The organism is Amycolatopsis sp. EV170708-02-1, assembly GCF_022479115.1.
In the GTDB taxonomy this organism is placed as follows: Bacteria; Actinomycetota; Actinomycetes; order Mycobacteriales; family Pseudonocardiaceae; genus Amycolatopsis.
In genome coordinates, this window is sequence record NZ_CP092497.1 from 1 (window position 1) to 25,757 (window position 25,757).

Consider the following 25,757-nt stretch of genomic DNA (forward strand, 5'->3'; position numbering starts at 1 on the left):
AGCAGCCACACCGCGCACCGAGGCGAACACGGGGTCACCGACAGTTCAGCGTGAAGACGGTCGTGGTGATCCCGCTGCGCCGCAGTGTCAGCGTCGACCACCTCACCCGTCGACTTCGTCAGGTACTTGGTCAGGTAGCCGATATGACGCCCGGATTCCTCCGTGCCGCCAAGATCCCCTTGGAGTGCACCTGACGGCCGAACGTGACCACGTGCGCCGGTTCCTCCACCGCCTCCGAGCTTCGTCGAACGACGGCAGAGGCTCCCGCGTGTCCGGGTCCACAAACGAGCGGGAATCCATGTCCCACAACGGTTCCCGGTCCGTGTACACGATCTCGTCATGGTTGGGCCACCACACCTGATGGTAGGTAGCCTCCGTGACCATCCTGATGACTTCGTGGGAGATGGAGCCCCGGAGCGCGGTGTGCAGGTGCGGAGCCGCCCGCCGTTGGGGTTCCACGGTGGCGAAGTACTGCACATCCCAGCCGACCACGCGCCGCAGGTTCTGCCACCACCTGTCCACCAGCGCCGAGAAGTGCACCGCGTCCCGAGCCGCCGCCGGTAGTCATACGTCGACGGGTTCACCGGCGAACCATCGGACCGCACCGGGCCGTAGGTGTCGCAGGTGAGCGTGACGAACATCGACGGCCGGAACTTCCCCGCGTACTCACGACCCACGGTGGTCTTGGCGACCTTGCGCCGAGGCAGGTTCGGCGCATCCTGCCGCCGCTTCGTGGACCGCTTCACCGGACGCTTCTCCGGAACGTCGAGAGCGGGCAGGCGCCCCGTCATCCCGGACGCCCGCAGCTCCTCGTCCACCGAGGCGACCTCTGCCCGCAGCTCCTCCGCCTCGACCTCATCCCCGGCTTCGATCGCGTCCCGGTAGTGCGCCGCCAGGTCAGCCCGGAACTCCAGTAGCTCCGTTTGCGTCTCTGACGGCCTCTCGCGGGTGATCACGGGTTCTTCGGTCATGTGCCAGCCCTCGCGGCACTGTGCCTGCCTCAGCGCCTTTGCCTTGCGAGCACAGGGAAGGCACACCGACTCCACAGTGGACCCGCACGGCACAGGCACGTAGCGGATCTCGCCGGTTTCGGTGTCTCCGACCTCCATAGTGAACGGCCGAACACACACGCCGTGCTTCTCCGCAGTGGCCTTCACGACCTCCGCTGACAGCGTCCCGCGGCTTACCCTGACCCCTACTCCATTCGGGGGTGCCGGCCGGGCGTCCGCACCCGCTTCTACCTGCGAATTCGTGATTTCGGTGGTGGTCATGCCGTCCCCCTCTCGCCGCGCCGATCTGACAGGTGCACCACCGACGCGCCACCGTTGGTGACGTAGTGCTCCAGATGCTTGACCGTCTGATCGGACACCCAGCCCGCCCGCACACGCAGCGGTTCGCGGATGCCCTCTCCCCACACGTAGCCGACACCGGCCGCCGACTCCGGAATCCGGTTCGCCCACGCCCCGCGCTCGAACGCGCCGTCACCGAGCACCATCGGAACCTGCGACTTGGACGTCACCCGCAGCGCCACCCGCCGGGGCAGCAACTCCCGCACCGGAACGGTTTCCTTCGTCGGCTCCTGCACATAGCCGCGCACCGTGAACAACAGCGCACGGCCTTGCGTGGCCAGCACTGCTACCCGCTCCACAATGGCCTCACGGGTCTTGCGGTCGGTGTAGCGGGTCAACGCGCCGATCTCGTCGAACTCCAGAAGCTCCAACGGATACTCCGTCGAGAGCGGCACCTCACGGGTGTTTCCCGCGAAGACGCGCTTACGGTTCTCCAGCTCATCGATCAGCGCGTCCAGGATCTCCAGAGCCTCCTTACCGCTCTGGCCGTAGCGGGTGAAGATCCCGCGCCCGTAGGACAATTCCATCGCTTTCGGGTCGATCCCCGACACACGCACCAGACCGGCCCGGATGGCCGGGGCAGCCGACACCAGCGGCGACCACATCACCGAGCCCTTACCGGCCCCGGTCGCGCCAGCCACCAACGTGTGCGCGCCACGACCCATCAGCGGCAGCGTCCACGGCGTGCCGTACTCCGTCGACCCCGCATAGACCGCCCGCAGATCCACCCCCGACCCGTCGGTGGGCAGCAGCTCCGGGACAGGCAGGCACGTCACCGCCGCGTCGAGCAGATCACGGCGCATGAAGTCGATGGACACCACATTGGGTTCCAGCTCCCGCACCTGACACCGCTGAACCTTGCGCGCCACCGCCAGCTCCCGCGCGACCTCATCGAAGTCTTCCGGCTTCTGGCCCGGAACCAGCCGGACCCGGACCTCATCCCACGACGGGCCGGAGCGCACGGACAGCAGTTTCGGCACTGCCACCCCGGATGCCTGCCGAGCCTTCGCGACCGCCTCACGCTTACGCCGACGTGACACCAGATTCACCGTCACATCAACGGGAATCGCGTCATCCCGGACAGTCAGGCCGCAGGCGTGCAGCCAACCGGCCAGCTTCCGACCGTAGAGCGCCCAGCGCAGCCACCACCCGCGCAGCCACCGACCGCACCACTGGTCATAGCCCACCTCGTCCAGCCGCCACCACACCAGCAGCACGACCGCCAGCACGCCCACCGTGACGACGAGCGAGATCCAGCCCAGCCAGGTGCACCAGGCCCACAAAGCCAGCAGTGCCAGGCAGGTACGCCAGCGCGTGACCAGTTGCCGAACAATCCAGCCGACCACCCGCAACAGGCCCCACAGCGCCATTCCGAGCACCGCCAGCGCGGCCAATGCCTCCAGCACACTCGCCAGGACACGGCCGACCTTGGCCAGCACCCACAGCACCACCGCCAGACCGCCGCCGACCGCAAGGGTGGTCATGATCTCCTGCGTGTTCATCGCCGACCACCCCGCAGACCAGCAGCGGGAACCACGATCGGCAGCGGCAGCATCCCCATGCACGGGGAGCACTTCTCCTCACCCGGCAGCAGCCGAGCGAACCGTTTGCATTCCGTACAGCGCGTTCGGGTGACCCCCGTTGACGCGCGCCGCGTGTCATCATTTATCTTATTCATTGTTCACTTGCTCCAGTGGACAGGCGCAGAACCGGTTTCAGTTTGCCGACCAAGGCCGGTTCTGCGTTCTTATGGGACACTTTTAGCCGCGTGAGGACGTGTTTATGTATCGCACGTCCTCACGCGCGTTTTTGTTTCTATATTGACTTTTCGTTCGGTCTATCTGAATTAGTAGCGCGAGATTCGATCCGCTCCCCACTGCGTCGAAGCCTGCCTGCCGGGTGGGCGAAGCTGAACACCCTCGGCCAGCAGGACCCGCCGAGTCTGGCCGCAGCTCATGCCATGAATGTCAGCCAGTTGCTGAATCGTGTGGCCGCCGTTGTAAGCGTTCACCAGACCCGGAGGCGCTGGCGGCAGCGGGACCTTTGGGGGGCGAAGCTTGACCTTCGCACCGAGGAGCGCCGTTCGGACCGCCCGATAGCTGAACCCGTATTGCTGAGCCAGGCCCTCGATAGTTCTCCCCTCATTCACGTAACGGTCGGCAAGCTCGACGACCACGTCAGAATCAAGCGCCATCAGCGAGTCTCCGCCTTCTCTTTCGCGATCCTCGCCGCCAGCTCCTCCGCCTTGTCTTCCTCGTGTGCGACCCAGTACCGAATCTCGTGATGATGGAAACGGTCCACATCGGACACTGCGCGGTACATCTTTGCGTTGGCCTGCCGCCATTTCAGCCACGTTGCGAGGTTCGAGCCCGGCAGCGGCCGAGTGGACGCCGCAACGTGGTGAGCATCCTTGAGCGTTTGCGGCTCATTCCTGCCCGGGTAGTCATCACAGACCCCGTTCCTTGCGCGGCTTTCGAGCAGCGCCGCCAGTTCGTCCGCGCAATCGCGGAGTCGGCGAAGGAAGGCGGCTCGGTCCGGCCAAGTGCTCCGGTCGCCCGGGGGCCTGATCAGCAGCAGGCCAGCCGTACCCGACAGCACCAGCGCCGGGGGTGATTCCGGACTCGAACCAGTCTCCTCCACTGTCGCCTCGTCCCACCGGGAGATCACCCATGTCGGACCGAACCCCTCCCGCATACTCGTCACCTCCTGCCCTGCGTTCCCACTCCCGTGCTTGGTCTTCGAACGCTTGCGCGGCCGAGCCCACGGCGGCAACCACCCACCACGGCTGATCACGGTCACCGGCCAACGCCCGCCAGGCCTGCGCGACCGACCGCGACGCCGCCGCCATCTCCCAGGCAACCTCCGGATTCGTGCCCCGCGACCGTGCGTCCGCGTCCGACGCGTCCCGATAGGCGCGATAGGCCGTCTCCCACGCTGATACCCGCTTGTTCGGCATCACGACACCACTTCCCTGTAGAAGTCAGTGCCGTCACGCGGCCTTGGCCGAGGACTCACCCGCCGTCGACCGGGCCGCCTTCCCACCCGGGGCCGAACCCGAGCCACTCGCCGCAGCCTTGAACCCGGTCGCGCGGAACATGTAGGCCAGGTACTTGAACTCGCCCTGCCCGGTCACCTTCGGCTCAGCGGTCAACCCGTCGAGCTCCACCGGCCGCATCCCCGGCATCACCTCCGCCGTCGTCGGCACCGGCTGCACATCAGCCAGCAACGTGATTTCAAACGATGCCCGCTTCGCCTTCGCCTCACCCGGATCGGTCGCCGTGAACTTCCACTGCCGCTTACCCGTCACTTCATCGACCCTCTGCCGCACCGGCCGCCCCTGCGCCTTGTCCTCACGCGACTGGTACTCGTTGTCCGCCGACACCTCTCCCACCATCACCAGACCCATAGGGAACGCGTCGTCGTGCTCGATGCTGAACCGGATACCTTTTTCGATCGCCATGTCGTGTTGAACCTTTCCGCTTGTCGTTTCCGCCTTTACCGGCGTACCTACAACAATCGGCCAAACAGGTGTCCCGTCACGACACCATGGAGTACTCACCTGAACGCATCGCGTGCTCATGTTGTCTCATCTTGTCTTGTCTCGCGTGCTAGATTGGTCTCATGAGCACCGATACGGCCACGTCGGAGGCCCGCCCCATCGTTCTCAAAGTGCTGCTCAGGGGACGGCACTTGCAGAGCTACCGCGCGTTCTGTCGCGAGTACGACAAGGTGGCCGAGAGGGTCGACAAGAGCCTACGAGGCGGCGCCCCCAGCAAGGCCCAGTTCTATCGGTGGCTATCCGGTGACATGGTCGGCCTTCCCTACGCCGACCATTGCCGCATCCTTGAAGCAATGCTCCCCGGCTGGCAGGCCGAACAACTCTTCGAGCCCCACGACGGCGGAATCGAGTTCGTACCCGAACCACCGAGTGCCACCCCGGAGCAGCCCGAGGAAACTCGCCTCGAACCCGAAGTGCGCCGCGCTCCGTACGGAAGCCAAATCGGCGAGGAATTTACTCTATCGGTTCCCCGTGCCGAATTCGGCGAAGCGAAGATCGACGTATTTTCCCTACCAAACCCCCAGCCCGGAAGTCTCCTGGATCTCAACTGGGAAACTTTTGGCCTTGGCATTGAACGACTCGGAAGCCAGATCAAGAACCTCGGAAGCCGTCTCGACGTCGATATTTGCTTCGGCATCAACGAGGCCGGATTGGTAATGGCTACCTTTCTTTCTTCCTCACGGTTCTCGCGATGCCCTATCGGATACCTTCGCTGCAACAAGGTTCGCGGCGGAATTGAACTCGATGACGCTTCCGTCTTCCCGGAATCAAAAGACCATCCCACGATCGTATTGTGCGATTTCGAAGTCAAACACTCGGACGCAATTGGTTACCTCGCAAAACAGGTCCGAGAGCGCTACCCGACGGCAGACCTCTACTTTGCGGTGTTTGGCGCCATGACCCACGGGGACGACCCCCGCGCGTACAGCTTTGACGACCTCGCGGGCGTGCAAAACCTGCGCAAGGCAGACTTCTCGGCTATCTTCATCGCTGCAACCATGAGCCCGCCCGGCATTGAACCCCCATTGGAACTGCGCTAAACCTCGAAGGTGGCCAATCAATGAAGCCCGACAGCTTGATTCCTGATCTGGCGGCAAATATCGCCAATTCAGTCAAGGCAATGATGCTCGAAATACGCCCGCGGCTTGAATACGCCGCCCTTTCAGGCAAGCGTAGTGAGCATGAAAACCTACGACACAGTGACAACTTTCTCTCAGACTTCGACCTCTGGATGCACCAACGCTACAAAGAGGAAATCGCCAAACACGTCCGTTCGTTCGTGTACGCCTCAGAGGAAGCTGATCCCGAGGTGATCGGCCCGGACCCAGACCCCGATCTGTGCGTCTTGGTTGATCCGCTGGACACGAGCGAACTTGCCGTGCGGGGCCTGTACGGCTACACCCACATCATGGTCTACTCGCGCTCGCTTGCGCGACCGATCGTTTCGGTGATCGGAGATATCTTCCATCACATTCAGCTCTACATTGGCGCGCGAGATGCACAAGGCGTGGACCGCGCGTTCATGGTTACCGCCGACTCGACGGAATACGTTCTCGATCGACCGTCCCAAGCCTCTCTGTCGCAAGCGTTGGTCACCAACTACCTCATGCGGCCAGACACACGGTTTGTCTCCCTTGCACAGCAAAGGGATTTTCTCGCTGCGCTCAGCGCGCCGTCCGCCGGGGACAAGAAGAAGGGGCGCATTGGCGTCGACTTCGGCTCGGTGAGCTTGTGTCATGTGGCCGCAGGGATGACCGATGCCACCGTCGAATTTGCCAAGGGTTTCGCCATCTGGGATCTCGCACCAGGCCACTACATACTTCACGCAGCAGGCGGGGCCGTCATCGACCTGCACGGCCGACCGATCCCTCTTGACTACGGCTTTCATTCGCTTGCCGACATTGGTGCAGCGATGGACCCGCGCCAAAAGTTCATCGCCGCCGGTAGCGCCAGCCTTGCCGACGAGATCCTGAAATCCTTGCGCGTGTAGCCCCTCTGTACCTCTCACTTCGGCAGGCGACGGCTACATGCGTTGCCTGCCGAATTTGGCTCTATGGGATCAAGGCGCCGCCGTTGGCGGCGCGCGGGTCACCACCCGTCCGGCGGGCTACGCCCAGGAGGCGACGCCGGCCTCCCGCTCCGCTCCGGCAGGCGCCGCCGGGCGAGCCCGCCGCAGGGCAGCACCCGCAGCGCGCCACCAACGACGACGGAGACCCAGGAGCAACACGGCCAGGTCACCCGACCCACCCGACTGACGTGGAGTGGTCACCGGGGCTCCCTCGCCTTTCAGCGTCTAACACCGGCCCGCCCGCATCAAGGCGGGAAAGCGTGCCTTGACACGACCGAACCGGCGCTAGAGGCAGCAGGGACGAGGGGGACGGGGGCAGAACAGGGACCGGCATTGGGCCAGGACACAGCGATAGCCCCGCCTCTTGTTCTGAAGCGGGGCTATCGTTTCCTGCTTTCCCACATGATCAGGTTGCTAACACCCAGCTCGAACCCGGGCATGACCGCCTGCCCGCCAGGCCGTCTACAGGCCGTCAGACGACAGGACACGGCCGGACACAGCGGGACACAACCGGTCCGAAAGAGGCAGGTCAGAGCACCTTTAGCCCCCAGGCACCGAGGTGGCATCCACCAGGCATCAAGTTGTACGACTTCTACATCTACGCCACGGCCGCGAGCCTCGTCTTCGGCACCGTGTTCTTCCCCGCCACCGGCGACCGGCTGACCGGCGTCGCGGCGGCCTTCGCGACGTACGCCGTCGGGTTCTTCGCGCGGCCGCTCGGCGGCATCGTGTTCGGGCACGTCGGTGACCGGGTCGGCCGCAAGACCGCGCTCGTGGTCACGCTGACCATGATGGGCGTGGCGACCTTCCTGGTCGGCTGCCTGCCCGGCTACGACCAGATCGGCACGTGGGCGCCCGTCCTGCTCGTGGTGCTCAGGTTCGTCCAGGGGCTCGCCGTCGGCGGCGAGTGGGGCGGCGCCGTGCTGATGGCCGTCGAGCACGCGCCGGCGGACAAGAAGACCTTCTACGGTGCCTTCGCGCAGGCGGGAAACCCGGCGGGCGCGTTGCTGGCCACCGGTCTGTTCAGCCTGCTGAGCATCGGCGGCACCGAATGGCTCGCCACCTGGGGCTGGCGGATCCCCTTCTTCGCGTCCGTGCTGCTCATCGGCGTCGGCCTCGTCGTGCGGCTGAAGGTCGAGGAGTCACCGGTCTTCGAGGAGACCGCCGAAGAGACCGGCGTGCCGATCCTCTACGCCGTCCGCACGAACTGGAAGCCGATCCTGCTGGGCATCTGCGTGCTGCCGGTCGCGGTCGGCGGCTACTACCTCGTCACCACCTTCGCGACGGCGTACGCGACCGATCCGGCTGTCGGTGTCTCCGAATCGCTGGTGCTCAACGCGCTCACCATCGCGGCCTTCGTGGAACTGGCCGTGAGCTTCGGCGCGGCCTGGCTCGGCGACCGTTTCGGCCGGGTGCGGGTGGTCGTGATCGGTCTCGTCGGGGTGGCCGTGCTCGCGGCCCCGCAGTTCCTGGTGCTGTCGACCAAGAACGCGGTGCTGATCATCGCGGCGTTCGTGGCGATGCGCCTGGCGATGACGGCGACCTACAGCCCGATCGCCGCCATCCTGTCGCAGATGTTCCGGCCGCGGGCACGCTACACCAGCATCTCGCTGTCGTACCAGCTCGCGGGCGCGCTGTTCGGCGGCCTCTCGCCGTTGGTGTCGACGCTGCTGTTCCAGGCGACCGGCAGCATCTGGCCGGCGATCGGCCTGCTGATCGGGATGTGCGTGCTGAGCATCGCCTGTGTGCTGGCCGCTCCGCAGCACACCGACGAGGTCTAGCGGATACGCAAGCGCCGCATGAGTTTCAGCCCCGACAGCATCCCGTCGACGTACTTCTCGTAGGTCTGGCCGCCGCGGGGACCCATGACCTGCTTCTTGAGCACCGCGACGTTCTTGACGTCGGTGTACTTGAGCAGGCCCTGGTCCCCGTGGCGGGCGCCGACGCCGGAGTTCTTGACTCCGCCGGACGGCGTCCCCTTCGAGGCGTACGCGGTGGCCAGGATGTCGTTGATGTTGACATTGCCGGACTCGATCCGCGCGGCCACGGCGCGGGCGGCGCCGACGTCACCACCCCAGACCGAGGCGTTGAGGCCGTACTCGGTGTCGTTGGCGAGCGCGACGGCTTCGTCGACCGTGCGGTACTTGTGGAGTGCGACAACGGGTCCGAAGGTTTCCGTCACGCCGCAGAGCATGTCCTTCGTGACGCCTTCGAGGATCGTCGGCTCGAAGAACGCCGGGCCGAGGTCGGGCCGGGGCTTTCCTCCACAAAGGACGGTCGCGCCCTTCGCGACGGCGTCGTCGACATGCGACTTGACCCGGCTCATGTGGTCGACGGAGACGAGCGAGCCCATGTCCGGCCCGAAGTCGTAGGCGGCACGGACGTCGAGGGCCTCGGTCTTGGCCACGTACGCGGTCTTGAACTCCTCGTAGCGGGACTCCGGCAGGTAGATCCGCTCGATGTGCATGCAGATCTGCCCGGTGTTGCCGAAAGCACCGAAGATCGCGCCCTGCACGGTCTCGTCCAGATCGGCGTCTTCCAGCACGATCATCGGGTTCTTGCCGCCGAGTTCGAGGCAGCAGCCGATGAGGTTGCGGCCCGCCTGTTCGCCGATCACCCGGCCGGTCGCGGTGGAACCGGTGAACATCACGTAGTTCGCCTGGCCGATGAGCGTGGGTCCGACGTCCGGGCCCTCGCCGCACACCACCTGGAACAGCCCCTTCGGCAGCCCTGCCTGCTCCAGCAGTTCGACGCCGTAAAGCGGGGAGAGCGCGGTCTTGTTGTCGGGCTTGAGCACCACCGCGTTGCCGGCCATCAGCGCCGGGACGGCGTCGGAAATGCCGGTGGCGAACGGGAAGTTCCACGGCGCGATGATCCCGACCACGCCCTTGGGCTGCCTGATCTCGGTGGACGTCGTCAGGAATGGGACCGGTCCCCCGCGTTTCACCGGCGCCAGCAGTTTGGCCGCCCGCGTGAGGTAGTGGCTCATCACCATCGCCGGATCGCAGGTCTCCTCGATCGCCATCCGGCGGTTCTTGCCGCTCTCGACCTGGATGAGATCGGTGACGGCCGGCGCGTTGTCGACGAAGAGCGTGTGCGCCCGTTTGAACACCTCCAGCCGCTGCTTGAGCGGCGTGGCGGCCCACTTCTCCTGCGCGGCGCGCGCCGTGGTGAACGCCTGCTCGATGTCGGCGGGAGTCGACTGGGGCAGCTCGACGAGCACCTCGCTGGTGTAGACCTCGGTGAGTTTCCAGGTCGCGCCGGACGAGCCCGGCACACGGGCGACGAGCCGCCGGAGGAACGCGTCGGTCACCGACGCCGGACGGGTGAGCGCGAGCGGTGTGACGGTCATGGCCCTCTTTCCGTCAGTTGTCCGAAAGGACGAGCTGCGCGCCCATCTCGCCGATCATGATGGCGGGCGCGTTGGTGTTGCCACCGGTGATCGACGGCATGATCGAGGCGTCGCAGACCCGCAGGCCCTCGACACCGCGGACCTTGAGGTCGGGAGTCACGACCGCGAGTTCGTCCACGCCCATCCGGCAGGTGCCGACGCCGTGGTAGACCGAGGTCGCGCGGTTCAGGATCGCGTCGCGCAGTTCCTGTCCCCGCAGTGCTTCGCCCGGGTGCAGTTCCTCCTTGATCGAACCGTTGAACGCCTTCGACGCGAAGATCTCGCGGACCATTTCCGAGCCCTCGCCGAGCACCTCGAGATCGGCCGGATCGGACAGGTACTGGAAGTCGATGAGCGGCGCCGCCGTGGGATCGGCCGAAGCGAGACGAAGCGTGCCGCGGCTCCTCGGGTAGATCAGCGTGGTGAGCACGGTGAGCGCGGGCCGTTTGTCGACGTCGTGCCGGATGGGCGCGTCCTGGTTCGGCGTCACGTACGCCCACGGCAGGAGATGCAGCTGGAGATCCGGGACTTCGGCGGCCTGGGAGGTCTTGAGGAAGGCGACCGCCTCGAAGACCGAGTTCGCCAGGAACGTCGTGCCGGGCCGCATCAGTTCGCTGACGAGGCCGCGCGCGAAGTACGGCGGCGTGCCCCGGTTCTTGCTCGACGACGCGCGGAAGGTCAGCGCGTGGAACATGTGATCGTGCAGGTTGTCGCCGACCGGCAGATCCGCGACGACGTCGATGCCGTGCTCCTTCAGATGCTCGGCGTGGCCGACGCCGGACAGCATCAGCAGCTGCGCGGATCCGACAAAGCCCGCCGAGAGGATGACCTCCTTGCCCGCGCGCAGGATGCGCTGTCCCCCGTTCGCGTCGACGACCTCGACGCCGACGGCACGGCCGTTCTCGATGACCACCTTCTTCGCCAGCACCCCGGACTGGACCTGCAGGGTGGCGGGCGCGAGATGGTGGATATAGCCGCGCGAGGCGCTGTAGCGCAGGCCGTCGGCGGCGTTCTGCTGCATCCGGCTGACGCCCTCTTGGGACTCCGCGTTGTAGTCGTCGAGGATGTCGCAGCCGATCGCGTCGGCGGTCGCCTGGAGGAACTGGAGCGTGCCCTCCTGCGGGGTCTTGTTGCGGGTGACGCGGATCGGGCCGCCCGCGCCGCGGAAGTCGTTCTCGCCGTCCTCGAAGTCCTCCATCCGCTTGTACGCGGCGTTGACACTGTCGGCGTCCCAGCCCTTGTTGCCCTCGGCGGCCCAGGAGTCGAAGTTGGCGCGGTTGCCGCGGACGTAGACCATCCCGTTGATGGAACTGGAGCCGCCGACCACCTTGCCGCGCGGCACCGGCATCCGGCGATCGAGAACGTGTTTCTGCGGCACCGAGTAGTAGCCCCAGTCGAACGGCTTCTTGAGCTGGGGCACCGCGTGCATCGGGCCGACCAGCCCCGGCTTCTTGACGAGCATCTTCTCGTCCGTCTTGCCCGCTTCGAGCACGATCACGCTGGCCCCGGCCTCCGCCAGCCTGCCGGCGATCGCGGCGCCCGAGCTGCCCGATCCGACGACCACGTAGTCGGCCTCGTCGCCGCGCGCAGCCCTGTTCGCCATGTCCGCTCCTCGGTCAGCCCACCGTGCAGAACTGTAACCTGTTCTAGTTCTGTCACCGTATAGCGAGACCGGCCGGTTCCGCAACGGGCGCTCGCTCCCCGGCCGGTCTCCGAGGCCTCAGCGCAGCGGTTCGAGCGCCTTCGCCAGCGGCTCCAGCACGGCGGGGGTGTGCGGCGGCGGAAGGTAGATGATCGCCAGGTCGAGCCCCGCTTCACCGAGTGCTTCGGCCTCCGCGGCGACCTTCGCGTAGTCGCCGTCCGTGCCGAGGCGCACGTGCGAGGACAAGGTGATCTCCTTCGGATCCCGGCCGATGTCCGCGCAGTGCCGGTGCAGCACCTCGCGCTTGTGCGCGAACTCCTCCGGCGTGCCGCCGACGAAGTTCCAGTGCTGGGCGTATTTCGCGGTCGTGCGCAGGGTCCGCTTCTCGCCGCTGCCACCGATGCAGATCGGCGGATGCGGTTTCTGCACGCCCTTGGGTTCACAGCGGGCGTCGGTCAGCTGGTAGTGCTCGCCCTGGAAGCTCGTGGTCTCCTGGGTCAGCAGGCCGACGAGGACCTCGCAGGCCTCTTCGAACCGGTCACTGCGCTCCTTGATGGTGCCCAGTTCCATGCCGTACGCGCCGGATTCCTCTTCGTTCCAGCCCGCGCCGACGCCGATCTCCAGCCGTCCGCCGGAAACGATGTCCAGTGTCGCGGCCATGTTCGCGAGGAGCGCGGGGTGACGGTAATGGATCCCGCTGACCAGCGTGCCCAGCCGGAGCCGTTTCGTGGCCTGCGCGAGCGCCGTGAGCGTCACCCACCCTTCCAGGCACGGACCGGTCGAATCCGAGAAAATGGGGTAGAAGTGATCGAAGGTCCAGCCCGATTCGAAGAGTTCGATCTCGTCGGCGGCCTGCCAGACGGCGAGCATGTCGGACCAGACGGTGTCCTGCGGCGAAGTCTTGATGGCGAATCGCATGATCTCGAGCGTAAACCTGGAGTTCCTCCAGTCGCTCGCGGAAATTCAGCGGGCGATGCCACGGCGAAGGTAGTCGTCGGCGTCCACTCCGGACTCGACGAGCAACGCGCGCGTGTGCTCCCCCAATGCCGGGACGTCGCCCATGCACGCCTCGAAATCGTCGAAGGTCACCGGCGGCAGCAGCGCGTCGACCCGGGCGAATTCAGTGCCGACCTTGCGCCACCGATCGCGCGCCCGCAGCTGGGGATGATCGGCGACCTGGCCGACGTCCTTCAGCTGGGCGGCGGGAACCCCGGCCGCGGCGAGCCGTTCGTCGAGCTCGCCGTTGGTCCACAGTGATGTCCTGGCGGCGACAGCGGCATCGCACTCCTCGCGGTGGGCCACCCGCCGCACGTTCGTGGTGAAGCGTGGGTCGTCGGCGAGTTCGGGCGCGTCGAGGACGTCGGTGACGAGGGTGCGCCAGCCGGTGTCGTTCTGGACGCCGATGAGCATCTGGCCGTCGCGCGTGGGGAAGGCGTCGTACGGCGCGATCGAACTGTGGCTCAGCCCCATCCGCTCGGGCTCGGTGCCGGCGTACATCCGGGTGTTGAGCGCGTACCCCATCCATTCGACGGTGGCTTCCAGCATCGACACCTCGATCGTCGCGCCTTCGCCGGTCCGCCACCGGCGTAGCAACGCCGCCAGCACCGCCTGCGCGCAGTACATGCCCGACGCGATGTCGGCGGTCGGGATCCCGGTCTTCGCCGGCGCGTCCGGGGTGCCGGTGATCGCGATGAGCCCTGCCTCGGCCTGGATCAGCATGTCGTAGGCCTTGCGTCGTTCCATCGGCCCGCCCGCGCCGAAGCCGGACAGATTCACCACGACGAGCTCGGGATGCTCCGCCCGCAGATCGCCGAAACCGAGCCGTTCCGCCGCGCCGGGCGCGAGGTTCTGCACGAACACGTCGGCCTTCGCGACCAGCCGCCGGACGACGTCGCGGCCCTCGTCGGTCTTGAGGTCGACGGCGAGCGATTCCTTGCCGCGGTTGAGCCACACGAAATGCGCGCCGCTGCCGTGCACGGCGTGGTCGTAGGCGCGGGCGAAATCCCCGCCGTCGACGCGTTCGACCTTGATCACCCGCGCGCCGAGGTCGGCGAGGTTGCGCGTGGCCAGCGGTGCGGCGACGGCCTGTTCGACGGCGACGACGGTGACCCCGTCGAGTGGCCGCGTCATGCTTTCTTCTTCTCGGCCCGCACCAGCCCGCCGCCGATGATCAACCGCTGGATCTCGCTCGTGCCCTCGTACAGCCGCATCAGCCGGACATCGCGGTAGATCCGTTCGACCGCGACCTCGCGCAGGTAGCCGCTCCCACCGTGGACCTGCACCGCGAGGTCCGCGGCCTTGCCCGCCATCTCGGTGCAGAACAGCTTCGCCGCCGACGGCGCGATCCGCCGGTCCTCCCCCGTCACGTACGCCCGCGCCGCCTCACGGGCGAGCGCGCGACCGGCGAGCACACCGGTCTGCTGATCGGCCAGCATCGCTTGCACCAGCTGGAAATCCCCGATCGGCGTGCCGCCCTGGGTCGCCGTCGCGGCGTACGCGACCGACTCGTCCAGCGCCCGCTGCGCCGTTCCGACGGCGAGGCCCGCCATGTGGATCCGGCCGCGCGCCAACGACGTCATCGCCGCCTTGTACCCGACGTCGCCGTCCCCGCCGACCAACGCCTCGGGTCCGACGCGGACCTGCGAGAACGTCACGTCCGCAGTCCGGGAACCCTCCTGCCCCATCTTCGCGTCCTTCGCCCCGACCGTGATGCCTGGCGCGTCGGCGGGCACCAGGAACACCGCGATGCCGGTGTCGATGCGCGCGAAGACCACGAACAACCCGGCCTCGGTGGCGTTGGTGATGAACTGCTTCCCGCCGTCGATCACCCAGCCGTCACCGTCCGGCTTCGCGCTGGTCCGCAATCCGGCCGGATTCGATCCCGCGCCGGGTTCGGTCAGCGCGAACGACGCGACGACCTCACCTGACGCGATCCCCGGCAACCATCGGGCCTGTTGTTCCTGGGTGCCGAACCCGACCAGCACCTGCCCGGCGATCCCGTTGTTCGTGCCGAACATCGACCGCAACGCCAGCGACGTGTACCCCAGCGCCATCGCGACCTCGACGTCCTGCACCAGATCGAGGCCGAGCCCGCCCCACTCCTGGGGGATCGCGTAACCGAACAGCCCCATCTCCGCGGCCTGCGCCCGCAGATCGGCCGGAATGGCGTCCGTGTTCATGATCTCCAGCTCACGGGGCATCACCCGGGTGCGCACGAAATCCTTGATCTGGCCGAGAACGTCCGCGAACACGTCGTCGGGGACGTCGGGGTTGCCGGTGTACATGCCCCTCACTATCGATCACCGTCCGGACTTCGGTCCACTCCCCAGAGTGGATCTGGCCGCGAGACCTACCGGAGATGTTGATCACCGTCCTAACGTCGAAGGGCCCGTTTTCCGGAAAGGACACCTTTCATGCGCACACGTACCGCTTTCCTCGCCGTCGCCAGTGCCGTCGCCCTGTGCTTCACGATCCCCGCGGTGGCCTCCGCGGCCGAAGGCGAATTCACCTACCGCTACTACGACGAAGACGAAGAGATCCAGATCGGCGTCCTGGTGGATCCGCCCAGCGGCGAATGTATCGAGCTCCCCGAAATAGCCGACTGGGACGTCGACGCGTTCCGCCCGCGCAACGACACCGACTCGACCGCGGTGGTGTTCCTGGACGACGATTGCGCGAGCGACTCCTACTTCTCGCTCCGCCCCAACGGCGGCCGGGGCTCGGACAGACTTCTCCTGCGCTCGGTCATCTTCAGTTAGGCCAAGCGGATCTCGACACCGCACCCCGCGCGGCGAAGGATGAGTCGCGGGGGTGGTCGTCGTGGCACGACGCGGACTTGTCTTCCTGGCCCTGCTCACGATCTTCCTGGGGCTGCTGGTGCCCCGCGCCTCGGCCGCCGGCCCGGCCGGCAGGTACGAGGGCGAACTCGAAGGCGCACGCTATCTGGTGCTGGTGCCGGAAAACTGGAACGGCACCCTCGTGCTGTGGAGCCACGGGATGTACTCCCTGGCCTATCCGGAGCCGGATCGGATCGCGCTGACCTCACAGCCCGCGACCGAGTCCTTCCTGCTGGAGCAGGGTTACGCGCTGGCCGCGTCCCAGTACCGGACCGTGCGCGGCTGGTCGATCGAGGAGGCGCTGACCGACCAGACCCGCTTGCACGACTGGTTCACCCGCACGATCGGCCCGCCGCGACGCACCGTCGCGGCGGGCGAATCGGTGGGCGCCATCACCGCGACCCTGCTCGCCGAGAGGAACCCGCGCCGGTTCGACGGCCTGATGACCTTCTGCGGCAACCTCGCCGGCGGGGCCGCGCACTGGAACTCGTCACTCGATCTCGGGTACGCGCTGAACACCCTGCTCGACGCGCGGCTCCAGCTGGTGCGGATCACCGATCCCGCCACGAACGTGAGCAGATTCGTCGACGTCGTGCAGGCCGCCACCGCGAACCCGGAAGGCCGGGCCCGGCTCGCCCTGGCGAACGCCCTGGCCGAGATCCCCGGGTGGTTCGACGCCACCCAACCCAGGCCCTCGGATGTCGCCGATCAGGTTTTCTGGCAGGGCGTATGGGATCGCTTCTACCGCGCCGGCGCGTTCGGCGTCGACAGGGTCGCGCTGGAACAGCGGGCGGGCGGCAACCCGAGCTGGAACGTGGGCGTCGACTACCGGCGGATCCTGGCGAAGTCCGGCGAGCGATCGCTGGTGGAACGGGCCTACGCGGAGGCCGGCCTCGATCTCGGCACCGATCTCGACAAGCTGGCGGAAGCTCCGCGAATCACTCCCGACGCGGCCGCCGTCGGCTATCTGGCCAGGTTCGGGTTGCCGCTGGGTCGGACGCGGGTCCCGGTGCTGACCATGCACACCGTCGCGGACGGCACCGCGCCCGCGGCGCACGAACGCGCCTACGCCGAACGAGTGGGGCCGGACGGCGATCTCCGTCAGCTGTTCGTGAACCGCGCGGGTCACTGTGTGTTCACCGCGTCCGAGGAGATCACCGCCCTGCGCGCCCTGGAACGGCGGCTGGACCGCGCAGAGTGGCCGTCGACCCGCCCTGCCACGCTCAACGCCGAAGCGGGCACGCTCGCCCCGGAGTACCAGACGATCTTCGACAGCGTCCGCGAAACCCGGGTGACGACCACGCCGGCGTTCGTGCGGCATTCGCCTCCCCCGTATCCGAGGGCACTGCCGTTCTAGGCTCCGGCGAGGATCGTCAGCCCGTAGGCCGACAGGACCCGGTTGACCGGGTAGAAGAAGGTGGAGCCGCCGCTCGAGCAGTTGCCGGTGCCACCGACCAGCACGCCCTGCGCCTGCGTCCCGCTGACGAACGGCCCGCCGTTGTCCCCCGGCTCCGCGCAGACGGAAGTCCGGGTCAAACCGGTGAGCGTCCCTTCGGGGAAGGTGATCGTCACGTTCTTCGCCTGGATGATGCCGCAGTGCCAGCCGGTGGTCGCGCCGTACCTGCACACCGACGCGCCGACCGGGGCCTCGACCGACCCGGTGATCGTCACCCGGCTGTCGGTGGGCGGGATGGAGCCCACCAGCCGCCAGTCGGTCGTGTTCGTCACCCGGATGACGATCGCACCCGTCGGCGGGGTCTGGGCGCCCACGACCACCCCGACCACCCGGCCGGCGCTGCGGATCGTGTCACCGGGCTTGCCGCAAGCCGAACTCGCGATCAGGTAGCCGACCTTGCCCTGCACGGCGGCGAACCCGGCCGTGCAGCGCGTCGCGGCGCTGCTCTGCAACACGCTCCCACCGCCGAGCGGGGCGGGAGCACTCGCTTGCGCTGTCGACGGAAGCGCCAGGCCTAAGGCCAGAACCAGGCAGGACAATGATCGGGGCAGTCGCACGGGACCCTCCGATGGCCGGGGATCCCCCGATCGTAACGAGCGGGACGCCCCGGCCCATCCGCCGAACCGCGCATTCTCAGCGCCAGCCGAGCTCCGGCGCCACGTGCGTGAGGATGCTCTCCAGCCACGTGCGCGTTGTACTCGACGCCGAGCTGGTTCGGAATGGTCAGCAACAGGGTGTCCGCGGCCTCGATCGCCTCGTCCTCCTTGAGCGCCCGCACCAACTCGTCCGGCTCGGCGGCGTACGACCGCCCGAAGATCGCCCTGGTCGTCTCGTCGATCATGCCGACCTGGTCCCGCGAGTTCCGGTCGCGGCCGAAGTAGGCGCGGTCCAGGTCGTTGGTCAACGCGAAGATGCTGCGGCTGACCGACACCCGCGGCTCACGCGAGTGACCGGCCTCCTTCCAGGCTTCGCGGTAGGCCTCGATCTGCTTGCGCTGCTGAACGTGCAGCGGCTCCCCCGTCTCGTCGTCCTTGAGGGTGGAACTCTGCAGGTTCATGCCCTGCTCCGCCGCCCACACCGCGGTCGCGTTGGAGCTGGAACCCCACCAGATCCGCTCGCGCAACCCCTCCGAGTACGGCTCCAGCCGCAGCAACCCCGGCGGATTGGCGAACATCGGCCGCGGATTCGGCTGCGCGAACCCCTCGCCCTCGAGCAGCTTGAGGAAGACCTCGGTGCGCTGCCGGGCCATGTCCGCCGCGGTCTGCCCCTCGGCGGGCCCGTACCCGAAGTACCGCCAGCCGTCGATGACCTGCTCCGGGGATCCCCGGCTGACCCCGAGCTGGAGCCTGCCGCGGGAGATGAGGTCGGCGGCGCCCGCCTCCTCGGCCATGTACATCGGGTTCTCGTAGCGCATGTCGATCACGCCGGTGCCGATCTCGATCTTCGACGTCCGGGCTCCGATCGCCGACAACAACGGGAACGGACTCCCCGCCTGCCGCGCGAAGTGATGCACCCGGAAGTACGCCCCGTCGACGCCGAGCTCCTCGGCCGCGACGGCCAGGTCGATCGACTGATGCAGGAAGTCGGCCGCGGACCGCGTCTCGGAGTGCGCGCCCGGTGACCAGTGGCCGAAGGACAGGAAACCAATCTTCTTCACGCCCGTGTAAGCGTCCGGTGACCGGGTTTGATTCCCCACCCTCCGTAGCCGTCGGTCACACTACGCACTTTCGGCTTCCGACCTGGGGGAACTTGCCCTTCCGGCCCCCTGGAAGCTGTCGGAGGGTAACCAATCATCGTCTCAATGTAGGTCTGCGTGACTATACGTACCCCCCTGATTGAGGCCTCCCAGGCGACGTATACTCTTCTCACATCAGCAAGTCCGAGTGGCGGAATGGCAGACGCGCTAGCTTGAGGTGCTAGTGTCCTTAACGGACGTGGGGGTTCAAGTCCCCCCTCGGACACCGCTTTAGGTGAGATCTCACCAGTTGCGAGAACCTTCACTCAACTCTACCGAGTGAAGGTTTCTTCTATTTCAAGGCCCGGGGCCGACGTCACGAGTACGCACGGCTGCGGCCATCGGATCAAGCGCGCGATGGCGTCGTGTGAGCTGGAATCCCCGGGCGCGGCTCAAACAAGTACCCCACGCCCAAAATGGCCTGTTGAGCTGCGGATCTCCGCGACGACCGTGATTGAGCGGCACCGCCGCAAGGCCAGGTGACCGCCATGAACAACCCGAACGGGGCAGCATCATTCGGCCCGTTTCGTAGCCTGACTCTGGCGGTGCAGTGCGGCTGCACCGCCTGGGTCGCTGTTGGCGCCACCTACGCCTCGTACCGCCACGGACGAGACTTCGCCCTCTAATTCGGCGCCGACCACACCACCGCCGCCATCTGGCCCCTCATCATCGACGGCCTCCTCATGATCGCCACCGTCGAACTCTGAAAACCCACCGACACCGAACGAACACGAAGCCGCTGGACCGCGTGGCTCGCCTTCACCTTCGACATCTCCCTCTCGCTCTGCGCCAACATCGGCTCCACACCCGACCTCAGTGTCTTCGGAGTCACGGTCGCCGCCTGCCCTCCACTGGCCCTGCTCCTCGCCGTCGAACTCCTGAATCGGGCACTCAGCCGAACCAGAACCGATGCCGAAGGCCCGACCAAACCACAGAGCGACGACAACGACGAACCAGGCCCGCACGGCGACACCACCGTCAGCCGGCACATATGGGCGAACAGGCAGGCATCACCTCTCGAGCAGACTGCCGAAGAACGCATGCGGGCCCGCTCCATCGCCGAACAAGCCAATGGCCGAACGCCCACCGGCGCCGACCTCGATCGCGTCGCCGGAACCCACAACTACGGCCGCCGCACCCCGGAAATGGCGTCATCAAGGCACTCTCATGCGGACCGCCGCAGCCGAATTACCCGTACATGTGAAACGCCACTCCGGCCGAGACAACGACAACACCCAACCGACGTCCTCACACCAACTCCCCGGGCCGAGCACCTGCCGAATCAGCACCCTGAGTTTCGATCCGCCCCGGATCAGCATGAGGAAATGGCGACGCTAGGGGCCTGTGTCCTCTGGGGTAAGGACCGACCCCTGAAAGCCGTCGACCGTCACCTCCGCCGGACTCAACTGAATCGAACGATGCTCAGCCACCGTTGTGCGAGGCTCGGCGCAGGTCAGCACCGACGAGATCCGCGTCGTCAGGATGAGGGAAGATCCAGCGACGCGTGTTCCGGATCGTCGCGGAGTTGAAGGCGTTGGCGAGCCGAGAAGTCCCTCGTTCCTGTACATCCAGGCCACCTGCGGCCACACAGTCGAACTTCGCGAGTTCACCCAAGACATGTAGGTCGGCCATGAGGATTCCTGCAGTGCGCGCCAGCGGGAAAGTGATACCCCACGCAGCCGCCCTGCGCGGCCCCAGGCCACGCAAGCCGGGCGGCGCACTCGCCTGCTTCGCCGGCGGCGCCGTGGCCGACGACCTCTTCACGCTCACCGACGAGGAGATCGTCACCCGGTTCACCGCCGATCTCCTCTCGCTCTACCCCGAACTCGAGGGAAAACTCGGCGACGGGATCGTCCGGCGCCACCCCCGCGTCGTGCCGTTCTGGGCGCCCGGCGGACGCGCCTCACTACCGACGCTGCGCGAACACCTCGGCCCCATCTATCTCGCAGGTGACTACCAGCTCGACATGCCTTCACTCGCCGACGCGGCCTCATCAGGCGAACGAACGGCCAAAGAGATTCTGGCGAGCCTGGCACGTTGACGAAAGAGACCCATGCCGTCCACACGGTACGGAACGGACTGGCGCCACGTCCAACTATTCGAGGGGTGGACACGAAACTCGCCGTTTCCCATCGACACCTGGCTGACGGAGGGAAATCTTGTACCGCGCACCAGAAGGGTCACCAGCCGAATTCTTCTCCGGTTGACAATGCTCATCACTCCCGTTGACACAACCACACCCAGTGGTCGATCCTTCACCCAGTGGGCCGTGCCAGTAGTGGCAAGTCACATACCGCGGACTCGAGGCACACCAAAGCTCGAGCGCATGCTCAACGAGCGGAACCCTCAAGGATGCGACACTGTGAAAGAAGCCACAATCCCGACCGCGATCGCCGATTTGGCTTTCTTTCGACGCTTTTCCGCCGAGGAAATCAGCCGGGTCCTGCGATACGGGCGCAGGGTCACCCTCCCTCAAGGGTGGCCATTGATGTCCGAGGGCACCCCCGGCGATGTCGCCTATATTCTGCTCGAAGGACAACTGGCCATCTGGTGCGGCAGAGAGCTCACCGCGACCCTGGAGCCGGGCAGCCTCGTCGGGGAGATCTCACTGCAGCAAGGCACTCTTCGTGCGGCCACCGTTTCCGCGGCGACACCGGTCACCGTGCTTCGGCTGAGTACTCGGACCTTTACCCGCTTGATCGCGAACTCCCCCGTTTTCGCGCGGACGGTGGACGAGATCGTCGCGCACCGGACCGCATCACCTGTTTCCGAGGTGTCGGCCGAGTGCCGGCCGGGCGACTGGAGCCCGCGCTGCGCGGTGATCTTCCTCCTGTGCTGGCTCTTCGTCTGCTCGGCGTCACGATGCCGGCCGGTCCAGGAACCGTTGGTACGGCTGATTCCCCTGATGGAGCCTGCTCTCCGGATGGTGTCCGGTCCCGCTCGGCCCGCTGCGCCGCGACGAGCACAGGCGACACAGCGAACCGGCAAAGCCCGGAACGGCAGCTGAGGGGAGCTCTCAGCCGACGATCTGGGTGGTGCCGAGCAGTGTGTCCTGGGTGGGCGGGGCGAGTACGAGGTTGAGGTCGAACTCCCCCAGGCCGCTGTCGGTCACGATGTGCGAGGTGGCCTTCGGTTCCACATTGACCTTCGTCTCTCCGGTGGGAACGCCGCGGGGAACGGTGAACTTGAGCCCGCCCTTGGCTTGGAAGGTCAACGGGCCTTGGGCCGGCACCGGGGTGTCCGGGATCGGGAGCCGGACGGCGAGCGGAACACTCAGCCCGTTGCTCACCGTGATCCGCGCGGCCGACCTGATCTCACCGGAGATCTTCGTGGCTCCGACCAGGCGCAAACCGTCCGCCGCGGCGTCTCCCCCGTTCACATCCAGCGTGAACGGGACATCGAGTGGTCCGCCGAGCGTGACGTTCGCGGGGATGTCGACGTGGACGACCACCTTCACCGTCTGGATGCCGATGATCGGGAACTCGCCCTCGAAGGTCAGTTCCTTGTCCGCGGCCGCGGCCGTCCCCGCGGTGAGGACACTCGCTGCCACCACGGCGGTCGCCGTGACGGCAACGGCCTTCACCGCGCCGCGTGCGCTGTCTCTCAAGGCTTTCACAGACATTCCAATACCCCTTCTTCGCGGATGATTCCTTTGTCGGGCAACCGGATCAGCGGGCACCGAGGACCGGCTCGGACTCCACGAGGCCGACGTCGTCGGGCGCGCGATTCTCCTTGAACACCCGTTCACGCTGTCTGGCCCTCAGTTCGAGGTGCGCCAGCGCGGGCGGCGGGTAGCCGTACCGTTCACGGGCTTGAGCGGGAGTGAGGGTTTCTTCCGTGGCGGGCGGGATGCCGAGCAGCACGGGCGCCACGATCGGCAAGGTCGATGGTGAGAGCAGGCGCAGGGCGGCCAGCTGGAGCCAGCTGCTCAGGCGGATGACCCGGAACGACAGCCGCATGACCGGTACCACCAACGCGTCCAGTAGCCGGCTCTGCCGGATCCCCGCCAGATCCCGCATCCAGTGCGGCATCGACGCGATGGTCGCGACGCGAAGAGTACGGGTGATGACCAAGACGGCGGGCCAGTACGCCGGTGGCATCGGGGGCAACATCACCTCGGCGTGCAGGAGGTGGTCCATGGTCGAACGCGCGACAGGTGAGCCGATCAGCTGGGGACGCATGCGTTCGAAGTAGGCGCGGACGCCGTCGCGGTCACGGGGGACCTCCGCCGGGTCGCAGGTCTGGAGTTCGGCCGCCGCGGCGCAATCCGCCCAATAACGAGCCTCGTCCTCCGCGCTGAGCTTTCCCGGCCCGTACTTTTCGTAGGCGTAGAGGATCGAGTGCCACGCCGTCAGATGGATCCACAGCTGTGACGCTGGATCGTTGGCGTCGTAACGCTTTCCGGTGACCGGGTCGACACCAACCCCTGTCGAATGGACCTTCACCAGGATGTCCGACGCCTTCATGGTGACGCGGGTACCGGCGAAGGCGACCATCGCGAAGTAGCGCAGGGTCCGGTCATAGCGCGTGTGCGAGCGGGTCCTCAGGGCCTTGGTCTTGTCGACGGCGGCGACCAGCGCCGGATCGAGCTCCTCGACGACGACAGCGCGCTGGAAACCCACGGTAAGCGAAGTCGGGTAGGTCCACACCTTCCAGGTCACCGACCCCGGGCCGAAGAAGCCCCGGTCGTCATGAGGCGTGATCTTCGACCGGATGCCGCGTGCGAGCTCCCACGCCGATGCCTCCGACGGCGGTTGGCCAGGCTTGCCGGTGGTCACCGCGGTCAGTACCGGACGCACGACACGCGCCAAACCCAGCAGCACCAACCCGAAGAAGCCGGTGCCGAGCAGCAAGACCATGGCCGCGACGACGATCAACGCCCCGCGCGTGCCCCACCGCAGGTCTCCCGCGTACCGCAGGACTCCCACCAGGGCCAGCAGTCCGAACACGACCAGCGCCGCGAGCCCGACCGCCGCCTGCCGGAGATCACCGACGACCGCGGCGTACACGATCAGCAGCCCCAAGGTGATCGACCAAACCGACAGTTCGCGCAGATCGAGCGCGCTCACCGGCCACGGCCACCACGCCACGTAGGGGCCTGGGCGGACCGTGGCGCCGATGCCGGCGACGAGCAACCCCATCCCCTCGATCCCCGCGAAAACCCGTGCCCACGCAGGGATCGGTGTCGCGGCCGCGACACCGTCGACATCGACACGGCGAAGAAGCTGCGCGGGCACTGTCAGCACGGTGAGCAGGATCGTGATCCCCAGTGCGATCAACCAGATGTCAGGGACGGGCACGCTGAAGGCCGTCCCTGCGATGGCCAACTCGCGGGCGGGTTCAGCTCCGCCTGATAGCGCTTGGTCACGACGAGGCTTCCGGCGGCCATCACCAGCGGCGCGAAACTCGCGATGCGGGCGTTCGTCCATCCCGGTTCCAACGCGGCGAGGAACAAGAGCACGACCGCGGCACCGAAACCGGCGCCGACGGTCGTGGCGGTGAGGGGGCTCGCCATGGTCCACGCGAACCACACGTCGGTCGCACCACTACCCAGGTACAGCACGAGGAACACCACCGCACAGGCCAGGACGAGTGGCGCGAACAGGCCGTCGCGGACCGCGGGGTGCAGGTTCTTGCCCGGTTCCTGTGGCACCTTCAGCCGGCTGTCGACGTCTTCCGCCGACGGATCCGACGTGTCCATGACGCCTCCTGGAGGTGACCGCAACCGACCGAAGTGGCCTGCGCACAAAGGAAAGGCCGGACTTGCCCGCTAAACGCGAAACGGTCCGGCGGCCGACTCTGAAAAGAGTTTCAAGTACTTGTCCGTACTCTGCGTACGCTAGCGTTCTCCAAAAGTCCCGACAAGGGACGCCGATATGCTTGGCCACGATTCGAGTAGAGAGCACAGTTTCCCGGCCTCGCGATATCAGCGACGGCACAAAACGACGACGAGCGTCACGATCCTGCCGGGTCCGCGCTCGCTCGACGCGCGTGATGAGAAGGTGGTGCCATGAGTGAGCGGCCGGCGTTGACCGGCGTGGAGGCCCTCGCCACGGTGGGGCAACGGCTGCCGAGCCGGCACGGACTCACCGCGGAAGAGGTCGCGGCGTCGCAACGGGCGCGGATTCTGGTCGGCTTCATGGAGGTCGCCGCGGAGAAAGGGTACGGGGCGGCCACGATCGCCGACATCGTGGAGCGAGCCGGAGTGTCACGTCAGACCTTCTACACCATGTTTCCCACCAAACAAGCGTGTTTCGTCGCCGCTTTCCGGGCTGGTGCGTCAACGGCCTTGGGGGAAATCACGAAACCCTTGAGCGAGCTCTCCTATCTGGATTGGCGAGCCGCCGTGACGCTGACGATGGAGCGTTACCTGGCGAAAATGGCCTCGCAGCCGAAGGCGACCTGGACCCTGCAGATCGAATGCCTTGCCGCCGGCCCGGAGATCGCCGCGATGTACCACCGCCGGATCGCCCGTATCGCCGAGTTGTACCGGATCACCTACAAACACGTGGTGCGAAAAGAGGACCCGTCCAGGCCGGAACTACCGGACGAGGCGTTCGATCTGCTGGTCGGCGGGATGTCCGACCTGATCCGTCAGTGTCTCTACACGAAAGGCGCCGAGGCGATTCCCGACCTGGCGCCCGTGTTCCTCAGCACTCTCATGGCCCTCTTCGGCGAACGCGACACTCCCTCCGCCTGATCGCACCGAGATCCGGCCCGA

The 25,757-nt window shown here is 66.7% G+C and carries 21 protein-coding genes, 1 tRNA gene and 2 pseudogenes; 9 read left to right on the forward strand and 15 right to left on the reverse strand.

What is annotated here, in order from left to right:
• The 5 genes and pseudogenes from MJQ72_RS00005 to MJQ72_RS00025 all read right to left on the reverse strand — a co-directional run.
• Positions 1-1,271 (reverse strand): annotated as a pseudogene (locus tag MJQ72_RS00005) (replication initiator); the annotation flags it as partial.
• Complete coding sequence (locus MJQ72_RS00010) at positions 1,268-2,851, reverse strand: FtsK/SpoIIIE domain-containing protein (RefSeq protein ID WP_240596917.1); 1,584 nt, start codon at positions 2,849-2,851, stop codon at positions 1,268-1,270. The pseudogene MJQ72_RS00005 and the gene MJQ72_RS00010, both read right to left, overlap by 4 nt.
• A gap of 344 nt (positions 2,852-3,195) precedes the next feature.
• Complete coding sequence (locus MJQ72_RS00015; RefSeq protein WP_240596918.1) at positions 3,196-3,543, reverse strand: helix-turn-helix domain-containing protein; 348 nt, start codon at positions 3,541-3,543, stop codon at positions 3,196-3,198.
• The gene (locus MJQ72_RS00020; protein ID WP_240596923.1) at positions 3,543-4,043 is read right to left on the reverse strand and encodes an AMED_5909 family protein; all 501 of its coding nucleotides are present in this window, start codon (positions 4,041-4,043) and stop codon (positions 3,543-3,545) included. Before MJQ72_RS00020 ends, MJQ72_RS00015 begins: the two co-directional genes overlap by 1 nt.
• 295 nt (positions 4,044-4,338) lie before the next feature.
• Positions 4,339-4,809, reverse strand: a complete 471-nt coding sequence (locus MJQ72_RS00025) for a hypothetical protein (protein ID WP_240596920.1) — start codon at positions 4,807-4,809, stop codon at positions 4,339-4,341.
• Between the two features lie 161 nt (positions 4,810-4,970).
• Between MJQ72_RS00025 and MJQ72_RS00030 the strand changes: the two genes are divergently transcribed.
• The 3 genes from MJQ72_RS00030 to MJQ72_RS00040 all read left to right on the forward strand — a co-directional run bounded on the left by MJQ72_RS00030 (position 4,971) and on the right by MJQ72_RS00040 (position 8,757).
• Positions 4,971-5,948, forward strand: a complete 978-nt coding sequence (locus MJQ72_RS00030) for a hypothetical protein (protein ID WP_240596924.1) — start codon at positions 4,971-4,973, stop codon at positions 5,946-5,948.
• Between the two features lie 20 nt (positions 5,949-5,968).
• Entirely contained in the window at positions 5,969-6,898 is a 930-nt protein-coding gene (locus tag MJQ72_RS00035; RefSeq protein ID WP_240596922.1) for an inositol monophosphatase family protein, read from the forward strand.
• Positions 6,899-7,557: 659 nt separating this feature from the next.
• The gene (locus tag MJQ72_RS00040; RefSeq protein ID WP_240596925.1) at positions 7,558-8,757 is read left to right on the forward strand and encodes an MFS transporter; all 1,200 of its coding nucleotides are present in this window, start codon (positions 7,558-7,560) and stop codon (positions 8,755-8,757) included.
• Here the strand turns inward: MJQ72_RS00040 and MJQ72_RS00045 are convergent.
• The 5 genes from MJQ72_RS00045 to MJQ72_RS00065 all read right to left on the reverse strand — a co-directional run bounded on the left by MJQ72_RS00045 (position 8,754) and on the right by MJQ72_RS00065 (position 15,293).
• Entirely contained in the window at positions 8,754-10,328 is a 1,575-nt protein-coding gene (locus MJQ72_RS00045) for a succinic semialdehyde dehydrogenase (protein WP_240596926.1), read from the reverse strand. The genes MJQ72_RS00040 and MJQ72_RS00045 overlap by 4 nt on opposite strands.
• Positions 10,329-10,341: 13 nt before the next feature.
• Positions 10,342-11,970 carry a GMC family oxidoreductase gene (locus tag MJQ72_RS00050; RefSeq protein WP_240596927.1) on the reverse strand — a complete coding sequence of 543 codons (1,629 nt, stop codon included), beginning with the start codon at positions 11,968-11,970 and terminating at the stop codon, positions 10,342-10,344.
• 117 nt (positions 11,971-12,087) lie between these two features.
• A complete protein-coding gene (locus MJQ72_RS00055; RefSeq protein WP_240596928.1) occupies positions 12,088-12,927 on the reverse strand; it encodes an LLM class F420-dependent oxidoreductase in 840 nt (279 codons plus the stop codon).
• A 45-nt stretch (positions 12,928-12,972) separates the two neighbouring features.
• Positions 12,973-14,139, reverse strand: coding sequence for a CaiB/BaiF CoA-transferase family protein (locus tag MJQ72_RS00060; protein ID WP_240596929.1), 1,167 nt, complete (start codon positions 14,137-14,139; stop codon positions 12,973-12,975).
• Complete coding sequence (locus MJQ72_RS00065) at positions 14,136-15,293, reverse strand: acyl-CoA dehydrogenase family protein (RefSeq protein WP_240596930.1); 1,158 nt, start codon at positions 15,291-15,293, stop codon at positions 14,136-14,138. Before MJQ72_RS00065 ends, MJQ72_RS00060 begins: the two co-directional genes overlap by 4 nt.
• A 129-nt stretch (positions 15,294-15,422) precedes the next feature.
• Here MJQ72_RS00065 and MJQ72_RS00070 point away from each other — a divergent pair, with 129 nt between their 5' ends.
• Together MJQ72_RS00070 and MJQ72_RS00075 are read left to right on the forward strand one after the other, a co-directional pair.
• Entirely contained in the window at positions 15,423-15,767 is a 345-nt protein-coding gene (locus MJQ72_RS00070; RefSeq protein WP_240596931.1) for a hypothetical protein, read from the forward strand.
• Between the two features lie 61 nt (positions 15,768-15,828).
• The gene (locus tag MJQ72_RS00075; RefSeq protein ID WP_240596932.1) at positions 15,829-17,202 is read left to right on the forward strand and encodes a DUF6351 family protein; all 1,374 of its coding nucleotides are present in this window, start codon (positions 15,829-15,831) and stop codon (positions 17,200-17,202) included.
• On the opposite strand, the gene MJQ72_RS00080 is transcribed toward MJQ72_RS00075, so the two are convergent.
• Together MJQ72_RS00080 and MJQ72_RS00085 are read right to left on the reverse strand one after the other, a co-directional pair.
• Positions 17,199-17,756: a S1 family peptidase gene (locus MJQ72_RS00080; RefSeq protein WP_240596933.1), complete on the reverse strand. Its 558-nt coding sequence runs from the start codon at positions 17,754-17,756 to the stop codon at positions 17,199-17,201. The genes MJQ72_RS00075 and MJQ72_RS00080 overlap by 4 nt on opposite strands.
• A 178-nt stretch (positions 17,757-17,934) precedes the next feature.
• Positions 17,935-18,958 (reverse strand): annotated as a pseudogene (locus MJQ72_RS00085) (LLM class flavin-dependent oxidoreductase).
• 220 nt (positions 18,959-19,178) lie between these two features.
• Here MJQ72_RS00085 and MJQ72_RS00090 point away from each other — a divergent pair.
• From MJQ72_RS00090 to MJQ72_RS00100, 3 genes are all read left to right on the forward strand, one after another.
• Positions 19,179-19,262: transfer RNA gene (locus tag MJQ72_RS00090), tRNA-Leu, on the forward strand.
• Between the two features lie 1,419 nt (positions 19,263-20,681).
• Positions 20,682-21,077, forward strand: coding sequence for an FAD-dependent oxidoreductase (locus MJQ72_RS00095; protein ID WP_240596934.1), 396 nt, complete (start codon positions 20,682-20,684; stop codon positions 21,075-21,077).
• Between the two features lie 285 nt (positions 21,078-21,362).
• Positions 21,363-22,043 (forward strand): Crp/Fnr family transcriptional regulator, encoded by a 681-nt coding sequence (locus tag MJQ72_RS00100; protein WP_240596935.1) that lies wholly within the window; start codon positions 21,363-21,365, stop codon positions 22,041-22,043.
• 9 nt (positions 22,044-22,052) lie between these two features.
• On the opposite strand, the gene MJQ72_RS00105 is transcribed toward MJQ72_RS00100, so the two are convergent.
• From MJQ72_RS00105 to MJQ72_RS00115, 3 genes are read right to left on the reverse strand one after another with little or no spacing between them, the layout of a single operon-like run.
• Positions 22,053-22,658, reverse strand: a complete 606-nt coding sequence (locus MJQ72_RS00105) for a DUF6801 domain-containing protein (protein WP_240596936.1) — start codon at positions 22,656-22,658, stop codon at positions 22,053-22,055.
• 46 nt (positions 22,659-22,704) lie between these two features.
• Positions 22,705-24,336, reverse strand: coding sequence for an oxygenase MpaB family protein (locus MJQ72_RS00110; RefSeq protein ID WP_240596937.1), 1,632 nt, complete (start codon positions 24,334-24,336; stop codon positions 22,705-22,707).
• Positions 24,312-24,737, reverse strand: coding sequence for a hypothetical protein (locus MJQ72_RS00115; RefSeq protein ID WP_240596938.1), 426 nt, complete (start codon positions 24,735-24,737; stop codon positions 24,312-24,314). Before MJQ72_RS00115 ends, MJQ72_RS00110 begins: the two co-directional genes overlap by 25 nt.
• A 309-nt stretch (positions 24,738-25,046) precedes the next feature.
• Here MJQ72_RS00115 and MJQ72_RS00120 point away from each other — a divergent pair, with 309 nt between their 5' ends.
• A complete protein-coding gene (locus MJQ72_RS00120) occupies positions 25,047-25,736 on the forward strand; it encodes a TetR/AcrR family transcriptional regulator (protein ID WP_240596939.1) in 690 nt (229 codons plus the stop codon).
• Positions 25,737-25,757: the final 21 nt, after the last annotated feature.